General features: G+C 38.7%; 12 protein-coding genes. 3 read left to right on the plus strand and 9 right to left on the minus strand.

Annotated elements, in window-relative coordinates; genetic code table 11:
- The first annotated feature begins 66 nt into the window (after window positions 1-66).
- Both CYP43_RS03575 and CYP43_RS03580 read left to right on the plus strand, forming a co-directional pair.
- Complete coding sequence (locus CYP43_RS03575) at window positions 67-1,179, plus strand: metallophosphoesterase (RefSeq protein WP_103582520.1); 1,113 nt, start codon at window positions 67-69, stop codon at window positions 1,177-1,179.
- 1 nt (window position 1,180) lies between these two features.
- Window positions 1,181-1,975: a phosphatidylserine decarboxylase gene (locus tag CYP43_RS03580; RefSeq protein WP_103582521.1), complete on the plus strand. Its 795-nt coding sequence runs from the start codon at window positions 1,181-1,183 to the stop codon at window positions 1,973-1,975.
- Window positions 1,976-2,407: 432 nt separating this feature from the next.
- Here CYP43_RS03580 and ychF read toward each other — a convergent pair whose 3' ends face one another.
- Genes ychF through rpiB form a run of 6 tightly spaced genes read right to left on the minus strand, consistent with a single transcriptional unit; the run spans window position 2,408 to window position 6,891 of the window.
- A complete protein-coding gene (ychF, locus tag CYP43_RS03585) occupies window positions 2,408-3,511 on the minus strand; it encodes a redox-regulated ATPase YchF (RefSeq protein ID WP_103582522.1) in 1,104 nt (367 codons plus the stop codon).
- Window positions 3,511-4,962, minus strand: coding sequence for a leucyl aminopeptidase (locus CYP43_RS03590; RefSeq protein ID WP_103582523.1), 1,452 nt, complete (start codon window positions 4,960-4,962; stop codon window positions 3,511-3,513). Before CYP43_RS03590 ends, ychF begins: the two co-directional genes overlap by 1 nt.
- On the minus strand, window positions 4,943-5,548 hold the full coding sequence (locus CYP43_RS03595) for a DedA family protein (protein ID WP_103560603.1): 606 nt from the start codon (window positions 5,546-5,548) through the stop codon (window positions 4,943-4,945). Before CYP43_RS03595 ends, CYP43_RS03590 begins: the two co-directional genes overlap by 20 nt.
- Before the next feature lies 1 nt (window position 5,549).
- On the minus strand, window positions 5,550-6,098 hold the full coding sequence (locus tag CYP43_RS03600) for an adenine phosphoribosyltransferase (RefSeq protein WP_103582524.1): 549 nt from the start codon (window positions 6,096-6,098) through the stop codon (window positions 5,550-5,552).
- A gap of 20 nt (window positions 6,099-6,118) precedes the next feature.
- Window positions 6,119-6,451, minus strand: a complete 333-nt coding sequence (locus CYP43_RS03605) for a hypothetical protein (RefSeq protein WP_002939538.1) — start codon at window positions 6,449-6,451, stop codon at window positions 6,119-6,121.
- A complete protein-coding gene (gene rpiB / locus CYP43_RS03610; RefSeq protein WP_072594987.1) occupies window positions 6,448-6,891 on the minus strand; it encodes a ribose 5-phosphate isomerase B in 444 nt (147 codons plus the stop codon). Before rpiB ends, CYP43_RS03605 begins: the two co-directional genes overlap by 4 nt.
- A 110-nt stretch (window positions 6,892-7,001) precedes the next feature.
- Between rpiB and CYP43_RS03615 the strand changes: the two genes are divergently transcribed.
- Window positions 7,002-8,387, plus strand: a complete 1,386-nt coding sequence (locus CYP43_RS03615; RefSeq protein WP_103582525.1) for a DUF4139 domain-containing protein — start codon at window positions 7,002-7,004, stop codon at window positions 8,385-8,387.
- Window positions 8,388-8,405: 18 nt separating this feature from the next.
- Here the strand turns inward: CYP43_RS03615 and CYP43_RS03620 are convergent, their stop codons facing one another.
- From CYP43_RS03620 to folD, 3 genes are read right to left on the minus strand one after another with little or no spacing between them, the layout of a single operon-like run.
- Window positions 8,406-9,062 (minus strand): site-2 protease family protein, encoded by a 657-nt coding sequence (locus CYP43_RS03620; RefSeq protein WP_103582526.1) that lies wholly within the window; start codon window positions 9,060-9,062, stop codon window positions 8,406-8,408.
- Window positions 9,049-9,954, minus strand: a complete 906-nt coding sequence (lepB, locus tag CYP43_RS03625; protein ID WP_103582527.1) for a signal peptidase I — start codon at window positions 9,952-9,954, stop codon at window positions 9,049-9,051. The genes CYP43_RS03620 and lepB overlap by 14 nt, the downstream gene beginning before the upstream one ends.
- Window positions 9,955-9,956: 2 nt before the next feature.
- Entirely contained in the window at window positions 9,957-10,817 is an 861-nt protein-coding gene (folD, locus tag CYP43_RS03630) for a bifunctional methylenetetrahydrofolate dehydrogenase/methenyltetrahydrofolate cyclohydrolase FolD (protein WP_103582528.1), read from the minus strand.
- Window positions 10,818-10,876 lie beyond the last annotated feature (59 nt).

The following is a 10,876-nucleotide window of genomic DNA, read 5'->3' on the forward strand; positions in this document are numbered from 1 at the left end:
AAAACTATATAATTTTTAAGACTAAAAACATAAAATATAATTTTCTATTTTTTACAAGGAGAATTTTTGGGGCTTTTGAGAATTATTATTGGAGCATTTATATTTAGTCTTCTTATAAATTTTTATTCGTATAACCGTTTCATAAAAAAGGTCTCGTTTTTTATACCACATCTTGCAAAAATCAGAATAATTTTATATGTTATTTGTATCTTTGAGTTTATATTTGTTCTTCAGATCAGGTTTTCATTTTTAAGCATTGAGATTTATTTGATCGCTGGTACGCTCATAGGTTTTTCACTATTTTTGTTTGCTGTTAGTCTATTTTACGATATTTTACGTAGCATTTTTTCTAAAAGTAGCTTTAGTCCAACAAGACGAAAATTTATAAAATTTTGCTTTGACATTACATTTGTCATTTTTGTAATTGCTTGTTTTTTAAAAGGTATTTTCAATGCTTTAACGCCACCAAAAATAAGGCAAGTAGATATAAAAATAAAAAATTTACAAAGCAGCTTAAAAATAGCCATGATAACGGACGTACATATTGGCGAGTTTTTGCAAGAAGATTTTATGGCGAAGCTTGTCGGTGATATAAATTTAGCAAAACCAGACATTGTTCTGATAGTTGGAGACCTTGTCGATGTGAGTGCGCAGTCTATTGGCGATTTTCTTGATCCCTTAAGATATCTAAGAAGTACTTATGGTACATTTTACGTCCCTGGTAATCACGAATACTATCATGGAGTGGATGGCATTTTAGAAAAGATAAGCTCGCTTGGCATTAGGGTACTTGGCAACAAAAATGAAAAAATTGGTGGCATAAATTTGGCTGGAGTTTACGATCTGGCTGGCATTAGATTTAAGCATTTAGAGCCAAATTTAGATGAGGCATTGACAGGATGTGACCCGTCGCTACCTACTATCTTGCTCTCTCATCAGCCAAAATTTATAAAATCAATGCAGCAAGACGTTGATCTGGTGCTTTGCGGTCATACACACGCTGGTCAAATTTTTCCTTTTGGTCTTTTGGTCTTACTTGATCAGGGATTTTTACATGGCCTTTATAAGATTAATGATAAAATGCAAGCTTATGTTAGCAGTGGCGCTGGATTTTGGGGGCCTCCTGTTAGAATTTTTGCTCCAAGCGAGATTGCAATATTAAATTTAAGTAAGGAATAAAATGAATAAAGACAATCTGTTTTCTCAAATTTTTGGAAAGGTTGCAAAGATTAACTTTTTCAAACCACTTCAAGAAGCCATAAATTCTTTTTACATAAAGCTGTTTAAGATAGATATGATCGAGTTTAAATCAGCAAATGAATATAAAAATTTAAATGAGCTTTTTACTAGAAGGCTCATAAAACCAAGAGATTTTGATGCAGCAGATGAGATGTTTATAAGCCCAGTTGATGGTACTTGTCTTAGTTTTGGTAGCACAAAGGAGCTAAGGGCCTTTAGTATAAAAGGCATGGAGTATAGTGTAAGTGAGCTATTGGGGCAGAGTAAGCTTGAGGGCGAATATGACTTTGCAAATATCTATCTTAGCCCAAAAGATTATCATCATTATCATGCGCCTTGCGATATTGCCATTAAAAAAGCCATATATATTCCGGGTAAACTTTACAGCGTGGCTACAAAATGGCTTGTAAAAGTAGACAGCCTTTATACAAAGAACGAACGCGTAGCGCTATCTTGTGAGATAAAAAATGGTAAGAAACTTTGGCTTGTTTTTGTAGGTGCGCTCAATGTCGGAAAGATGAAATTTTGTTTTGATGAGCGTATACAGACAAATGCGATGGCAAATTTTACACAAATTTACGAGTATGGAAATTTACATATCAAAAAAGGTGAACGCCTTGGGAATTTCGAGCTTGGCTCAACTATTGTGATACTTAGCGAAAAAGATGTAATCGAATACAATCTCTTTGAAAATAAAGAGCTTAAATTTGCTGAGACCATTGGACTGATAAAATAAATACGCTAGGCATATAAGTAAAATTTTTATATCTTACTCGTGGCCGGTGCCCTATTTGCTTAGATTTTAGTGGTAAGTTTTATATAGTCTTTAAAAAAATATTATAGATTTAAAAGTTTGTAAAAGATAATGAGTGCATTATTTTATCTATCAAAATCTTCCTCTTTTGCTTTAATGTGTTCTTCATTGAGCCATCAACCTCTGCAACTAAGCTATTATCCTTACTTATAAATATCACAAAGCCGAGATGGCATTTGCATTATTACTTGTATAGAGAAGCTTATGTATAAATAAAGATATTAATGAGACATAAGATAACATAGTATATTTTTCAAAAGAATTTTTATCAACTATAATAAGGAAGTTTTAATTTACCTTATACAGCTAAAGGATTAAATATTTTTGACTACTTAGCCCAAAAAAGGGCTAAATTTAAACATTAAACCTAAAGTGCATAACATCGCCATCTTGTACGACGTAGTCTTTACCCTCAAGTCTCATCTTGCCAGCCTCTTTAGCTCCATTTTCGCCGCCATGCGCGATGTAGTCCTCGTAGCTTATCACTTCAGCTCTGATAAAGCCCCTCTCAAAGTCGTTGTGAATGACGCTTGCTGCTTTTGGTGCTTTCCAGCCCTTTGTGATCGTCCAAGCTCTTACTTCAACGACGCCAGCAGTAAAATAACTTATTAAATTTAGCTTTGCAAAAGACGTTCTTATGATCTTTTCAAGACCGCTCTCACTCGTGCCGATAGATGCTAGAAACTCGTGTGCCTCCTCGTCGCTTAGACCTATTAGCTCCTCTTCTACTTTGGCGCAAAGCTTGATTACCTCGTGATCTGAAGCCTTTGCGTACTCTTTTAGCGCTTTTACAAATTTATTATCTTCACTAAGCCCTTCTTCATCGACGTTCGCACCATAAACTACCTCTTTGGCGCTTAAAAGTCTTAGTTCTCTATTTAACGCTAAAAATGCCTCGCTATCTCTTTGCTCAAAGCTACTTGCACTTTTACCTTCATTTAGGTGAGCCAAAAGTAAATTTGCTATCTCAAGCGCTTCTTTTGCACCTTTTGCGTTTGCTTTCGCCTCTCTTGTGAGCTTTTCTATCTTTTTGTTTAGCTGCTCGATGTCGGCTAGTATCAGTTCGGTTTGGATGATCTCGATGTCTCTTACTGGATCGACGCTGCCCTCGACGTGAGTGATATTTTCATCATCAAAGCAGCGAACTATATGCAAAATAAGCTCGGTTTCTCTAATGTTTGATAAAAATTTATTGCCAAGACCTTCTCCTGAGCTTGCCCCTTTTACAAGACCTGCGATATCGACAAATTCGATGGTCGAGTATTGAATTTTATTAGGATTTACTATTTTAGCAAGCTCATTTAGGCGCTTATCAGGCACTGGCACGATGGCTTTGTTTGGCTCGATAGTGCAAAATGGATAGTTCGCACTCTCGGCGTTTTGCGCCTTTGTAAGTGCATTAAATGTCGTTGATTTGCCCACATTTGGTAGGCCTACGATTCCAACTGAAAGTCCCATCAATTCTCCTTGCTAAGTGCTTGTAAAAAGTATAAATTCATCCTAACTCCCGCTCCACTCGCACCTGCTTGGTTGTATCCCCAAGCCTTTTCGCGGTATGCTGGGCCTGCGATGTCGAGGTGTAGCCACTTATCTTTATACTCGTCTTTGATAAATTTAGATAAAAACATGCCAGCTGTGATCGCGCCACCATATCTGCTTGAGGCGCAGTTGCTAACGTCTGCGATCTGGCTTTTGATAAGCTCGCTAAGATAAGGGTTAAAATCAAGTGTAGTCGCTAGCTCGCCGCTATCTTTTATCTTATTTTTAAACTCGCTTTTTAGGCTCTCGCTGTTGCCCATGATGCCAGTTGTGTATTCGCCAAGTCCCACGACGCAAGCGCCAGTTAGGGTTGCCATATCGATTAAGATGTCTGGCTTAAAGTCCTGTGCGTAGCTTAGGCAGTCAGCCAGCACTAAACGTCCTTCTGCATCAGTGTTTCTAACCTCTATGCTAACGCCACTTCTTGAAATAAGCACGTCATCAGGCTTATAGGCGTTGCCGCCGATCATATTTTCAGTGGCGCCTAAAATGGCATGAATTTCAAATGGTAAATTTAGCTCCGCAGCACCTTTTATGATGCCAAGAGCTGCTGCTGCACCGCTTTTGTCTGATTTCATAGTGAGCATATAATCAGCCGGCTTTAAGCTAAGGCCGCCGCTATCGTATGTTAAACCTTTGCCAACAAAGATGATGCGTTTTTTAGACTTTTTAGGCTTGTATGTTAGATGGATGAGCCTTGGTTTGTGCACACTTGCGCGGTTTACTGCCAAAAATGCGTTCATATTCTCTTTAGCTAGAAATTTCTCGTCATAGACCTCGCACTTTATGTTTGCGATGTTTTTGGCTAAATTTTGCGCATCCTCGGCCATCTTTTGTGGTGTATAAATTTCTGGAATTTCATTTACGATATCTTTTGCGAAATTTGTAGCATTTGCTATTATCTCTGCCTCTTTAAAGCCCTCATTTGCAGCCTTTAGATCGACATTTTTACTAGCAAATTCTTCAGTAGAAAAGATGATCTCTTTAAGGGTGTATTTCTCTTTTTTTTCTTTATATTTGTTAAATTCATAGCTTCCAAGCAAAAAGCCCTCAGCTAGTGCTTCAAAGCTTAGTTTTTGATACTCCGCTACGTAAGAAGCTAGCTTTATGCTCTTGATATTTAGCGATTTTAGCGCATTGTAAGCTTTAGCGGCTGCGACTCTAAGCTCGTCAAGATCAAGCTTAGAAAGTGGCACGTAAGCCCTTTTTGCCTCGCTTAGGATGAGGACGCTATCGCCCTTGTAATTGTTAAATTTAATAGCCTCTTTATCGCCTATAAATTTATGTTTTAACTCCTTATCTACTACGAAAATTAGTTCAATATCAGCTTTTATATCTTTTAACTTTTTATCAACTATTTGAAACTGCATGTCTTCTGTCTCTCCTTTCGTTTAAAATTTTATTTTCAATGCGCTTAAATATATATATCAAAAGCCCCATAAATATGGCAACCACTGGGATAGCGACATACCAGTGCTCTTTTGCTTTTTGCAAAAGCACAAGTATATGCTCGCCAAGTATCCAAGCAGGTATGGTGGTGATCGCCGCCCAGCACCAAGCGCTGATTAAATTTATAAAGGCGTATTTTTTAGCATCATAGCCCGTAAGTCCTATGCAAAGCGGGATGATGACGCGAAAGCCATACATATAGCGTTGCAAAAAGATGATCGGCCAGCCGTATTTTTTTAGCATTATGTGCGCCACTGCAAATTTTCTCCGTTGTGTGTGCAGTCTTTTTGCGATGTATTTTTTATTGTAACGGCCAAGGTAGAAGTAAATTTGATCTCCCACAAAGCCTCCAAGTCCAGCCACAAAGATAGCAAGCGCGATGTGCATGTGCGTGGTGTGAGCGAGAATTCCAGCCATTATTAGGGCCATCTCGCCCTCCATGATACACCAGACAAAAAGTATGATGTAGCCGTACTCTTTAAGCAGTTCTATAAAAAACTCTTCCATTCTAAACCTCTAAAACGCTGTAAATTTTAGTAAGCGACTTTAGCTTTTCGCTACCTTTTAGACCGACTAGATCTATGAGAAAGCACGCCTCTACGCAGGTTGCGTTAGTTTGATTGATAAGCTCAACTGAGGCCTTTGCAGTGCCTCCAGTGGCTATGAGATCATCCATCAAAAGCACTCTAGCACCTGCTTTTTCTCCAAAAGCATCGATGTGAATTTGCACCTCATCGACGCCATACTCTAGGCTATATTTTTGAGAAAGCGTGATAAAAGGCAGTTTTTTTGGCTTGCGAATAGGCACAAAAGGCAGTCTTAGCCTTGCTGCAAGCGCCGCGCCAAAGATGAAACCGCGAGACTCAATACCAGCGATGTAGTCGATATTTGCACCCTCATATCTCGCCACTAAATGATCTATCAAAAAGTTAAATGCTTCTTTGTTGTTTAGTAGTGTCGTGATGTCGCGAAAGACTATGCCAGGCTTTGGAAAGTCGTTTATGCAGCGAATAGAGTTTAGTAAAAATTCTTTGCCTTTTTGATCTAAAATTTTCATAAATTTCCTTAAATTTGATGTTAAAGTAGCGCTTCGATCTTACCTTCAAGCTCACGTATACGTTGTCTTAGCTTGTCGTTTTCTAAGCGGTACTGGGAATTTCTTGTGCGAAGCGAGGTCACGTCATTTTTAGTTTTGTTTAGCTCGTCTGTTAAGATGTCGATGTTGCCAAGACTTCGCTGAAGTTGGATCTGAAATTTTCTTATGACGACCTCTGTGTCTTGGAGGTTATTTTTCATAAAATCTTTTGTTGCACGCTCTTTTTTTAGAAGCGTTTTGAAGTAAAAAACCATAACAGTTAGGTAGATCGCAGCACAAACAAGAGCAGTAAAAACGATCCACTCGCCTATCATTTGTCTGCCTCAATCTCTATTTTTTTGACTCTTCTTTCGTGTCTACCGCCTGCAAACTCTGTCTTTAAAAATGTTTCAAGTGCTGCTGTGGCAACGCCAGCACCGATCACTCTTGCGCCAAAAGCGATAACATTTGCATCGTTATGTTCTCTCGCAAGTCTAGCGGTAAATTCGTCGTGACAAAGGGCACACCTTACGTTTTCATGCCTGTTTGCAGCGATTGAGATGCCGATACCTGTGCCACAAATGAGCACGCCGTAGCAGTCAGGCTCAAGCTTGCTCGCTAGCAAATGCGCATAATCAGGGTAATCAACGCTATTTTTGTCATTCGTGCCAAGGTCAATGACTTCATGTCCAAGCTTTTTTATGACTTCTTTTAGCTCTGCCTTTAGCTCTACTCCAGCGTGATCGCAAGCGATAAAAATTTTATCTATTTTCATGAAAAATCCAATAAATTTTTTGCAGATTATAGTGAAAGTTGCATTAAAATAAAATTTTGCTTGCATATGATAAAAGGCTATAATTTGTGAAATTCTTAAAAGGGAAAAATATGAAAAAGTCACTCTTTTTAATGGCTTCGGTGCTAGCCTTTGCAAATGAAAATTTGATAGAGATCTATACAGATCAAACCATCATCACTCAAAAATTTAATGACGCAAATAGCTCTTTTAGCGCCTTTGTACCAGAGGGCGTGGATAGTGAGAACATCACTATAAATGGGGATTGTGACGCGAATGCTAATCTAAAAAAGATCAGCGAAGAAAATAGTCCAAGTTACATAAAATGGAAGCAAGAAGTTGTAAATTTAAATAATAAACTTGAGGCGCTAAATGCAAGAGGTAGGTTTATAGAGCAGGCTTTGATAGTAGAAAATAAAAGTAACGATGTGACAAAAAGAGCTGAGGAGTTTTATAAATTTAGCCTAGAAAATATCGAGAAAATTTCAGCTGTCAAAGACGAGCTTGAAACGCTTAAAGAAAATGAGCCAAAGAGTGAGATGGCTAGATTTTTGCAGCTTGATATGAAATTTGCTTGCGACCCAAAAGAGGCGACGCTTTCGTATATGGATGATGAGGCGCCAAAGACGCTAAATGAAATTTATGCAGACATGAAAAATAAAAATATCTTGATAAAACAAGAAATTTTGCTCACCAACCCTTTTGCTAATGATGTTAAAAATTTAAAGCTTGCCATCTATCCGACCAGATATCAAAAGGCGCTTGCTCCAAGCAAGTTTTACCCTTGGTACGAGGAGAGCGAGGTGGAGGCTGATGGTTACGGTGCTTCAAAAAATATGCTAAGAGCCGCAAAAGTCACTTCTGAGGTCGCTGATATGCGTGTGCAAAGAGATGAAAATGAATTTGCCAAAATTTGGAAGATAGATGGGATAAATTTAGCAAAAGGCGAGAGCAAATATATAACTTACGACACGCAAAAAATGGACGCAAATTTTAGCGTTTTTGCTGATTTTTACGGTTCACTAAAGGCATATAATGTGGCTAGCTTTAAGCTAAATGACGATCTAACGCCAGCTAAAACGCAGTTTTATGTTAATAGTGTGAGTGTTGGTAGTCCTAGCGAGTTTGAGATGAAAGCTAAAGATGAGCCATCTCAGCTCTTTTTAGGACAAAACGAGCTAATCGAGCTTAAAAAAGAGCGCTTAAATAAATTTAAAAAGAGCTCGTTTCTTGGTAAAGAGCGCATAAGCGAAGAGGGCTATGAGATAAGTGTCAAAAATAACTCAAGCAAGAGTGTTGATGTCACCTTGGTCGATCGCGTGCCAGTATCTGCTGACGAGGCGGTAAAGGTCGAGATAAAGGGCTTTGATAAAAAAGATATCAGCAAAGATGGCAAGGTGGAGCTTAAATTTAGCCTTGCACCAAAAGAGGAATTTAAAAAAGAGTACTCTTATAAGATCACAAAGCCAAAAATTTAGAGCAAATTTGCTCTAAATTTAGCCATTTATAAAGGCGCTTGCGATATCTAAAACGTATCTTGTCGGATAAAAGATAGTATCTTTTAAAGGCGAAATGAGGATGATGATAAGGATGACAAAGCCGTATCTTGAGATACCCTCAAGCTTCTCTGCCAGTGCGTGAAAGCCAAAATTTCTAAGCGCATACTCGAGTGCGTGAAAGCCATCAAGTGGTGGGATCGGATAGAGGTTAAAGATGGCTAACATCAAATTTAAAAGTGCAAGCGTAAATAAAAACTGAAGTAAAATTTCAAAGGTTTCTATATTTAATAAAGCCTTTAACACAAAAAGCGACAAGATACCTAAGATGACGTTGTAGCAAATGCCAGCTAGACTCACGTAGATAGCTGCCTTGTAGCCGCCATTTCGCACGACTGTGTAGGTATTTACAGGCACTGGTTTTGCCCAGCCAAACATCATGCCAGTGCTTAGATAAAGCACCAGTGGCACGATGATGGTGCCAACTGGGTCAATATGTTTTATAGGATTTATGCTAAGTCTGCCAAGGTTTTTTGCGGTGTTATCGCCAAATTTATATGCTACATAGCCGTGAGCTATTTCGTGGCCGACGATGGCGATTATTAAAGAGATGACGATAGTGGCGACTTTTATGGGGTCAAAATTAGTGAAGTCCATCAACTTCTCCCTCTTTTAGAGCTTGTTTTGTAAAAAACTCATCATTTTCTATCGTATCTACAAAGCGTCCGATACGCTCCCAACGCACATTGTAGTTGCTGTCCCAGCTAAAATATATAAACCAAGGCTCTCCGACTATGTCCTTGTAAGCCACGCTTCCCCAAAAACGGCTATCGTTTGAGTGATCGCGGTTGTCACCTATCATAAAGTACTCATCTTTTGGCACTTTGACGTAAAATGCGTTAAAGTTAAAATTTGGATTTTGCGGCAATGAGCTAATGGTTACTGGCTTCATAAAAACACTATCTTTGTTTGTATTTAGCATGAAAATCATCTGCTCAAATAAATTTACATTTTCGTCATAGTGGATGCCGCTAAATCTATATGGCTCTTTTATGAAAAGCTTGCCATCAAGCTCGGCTATATCGCTACATGAGTAGCCAAATTTACTCTCTTTACCGTTTAAATTTTCACGGCAGTTTGCCTTTATGAAGCTATCTCCCTCTTTTGGGCGTAGATAGAGGGCTTTTTCAGTAAAGACGATCTCGTCCTCGCTTGTGGCAAAGCAGCGTTTTACAAAGTGGGTCTTTTCATCTTTTGGATAACGAAAGACGACTATATCGCCTCTTGCCGGACCATCGCCTGTAATAAGATGCCCATTGTTATTTAGCTCGGGTAAAATTTTTACCTCAAGCCATGGAATTCTTGGTGTTGGTATACCATAAACGAATTTTTTGGCGAATAAAAAATCACCAACCAAAAGCGTATTTTTCATCGAGCCAGACGGGATAACAAAGGCTTGAGCTATGAAAAATATAACAAAAAGCACGATGATGACCGTGCCAGTCCAGCTCGAGCAAAAGTCATAAAATTTAGTAAAAAATTTTTTCATTATTAGGCTCTTTTGTGGCTAGCTATCTTAGCTTGGGCTGCAAGGATTGTGTTATTTAAAAGCATTGCAATCGTCATCGGACCCACGCCACCAGGAACTGGCGTGATGTATGAGCACTTTGGTGCGACTTCATCAAAATCCACATCTCCTACAAGTCTACCATCATCAAGCCTATTTATGCCTACATCAACGACTACTGCGCCATCTTTTACCATATCAGCCTTTAAGAAAAATGGCTTGCCAATGGCTGCGACGATTAGGTCAGCATTTTTGCAAATTTCTTTTAAATTTTTAGTCTTGCTGTGAGTCACGGTAACGGTTGCTGACGCGTTTAGAAGTAAATTTGCCATAGGTTTGCCAACGATATTACTTCTGCCTATAACAACCGCGTTTAGTCCAGCTACATCAATGCCATACTCTTTTAAAATTTCCATCACGCCAAGCGGTGTGCAAGGCACAAAACCATCAAGGCCGCTGACAAGTTTGCCAACATTTACAGCGTGAAAGCCATCTACGTCTTTTGCTGGATCGATCGTTGCTAAAACGGTGTTTGTATCTATATGTTTTGGAAGTGGCAACTGCACTAAAATTCCATGGATGCTATCGTCTAAATTTAGCACATTTATAAGCGCTAGAAGCTCTGCTTGGGTTGTATTTTCGCTTAGACGGTGAGCTACGCTTTTTATGCCGTATTCGTTGCAGGCTTTTTCTTTGGCTCTAACGTATGTTTGAGATGCTTTATCTTCGCCTACTAAGATAACAGCTAGGGTTGGCTCTACACCAAATTTTTTTAGTTCTTCAGCTCTTACTTTTACGCTTTCTTTGACCTTTAAAGATACGGCTTTGCCGTCTAAAATTTTCATACTGGATCCTTATTTAAAAGCTTTTTTAATCACAAGGGTGGTATCATACCTAAAATTAA

It is taken from the genome of Campylobacter concisus, assembly GCF_002913045.1.
Lineage (GTDB): Bacteria > Campylobacterota > Campylobacteria > Campylobacterales > Campylobacteraceae > Campylobacter_A > Campylobacter_A concisus_AP.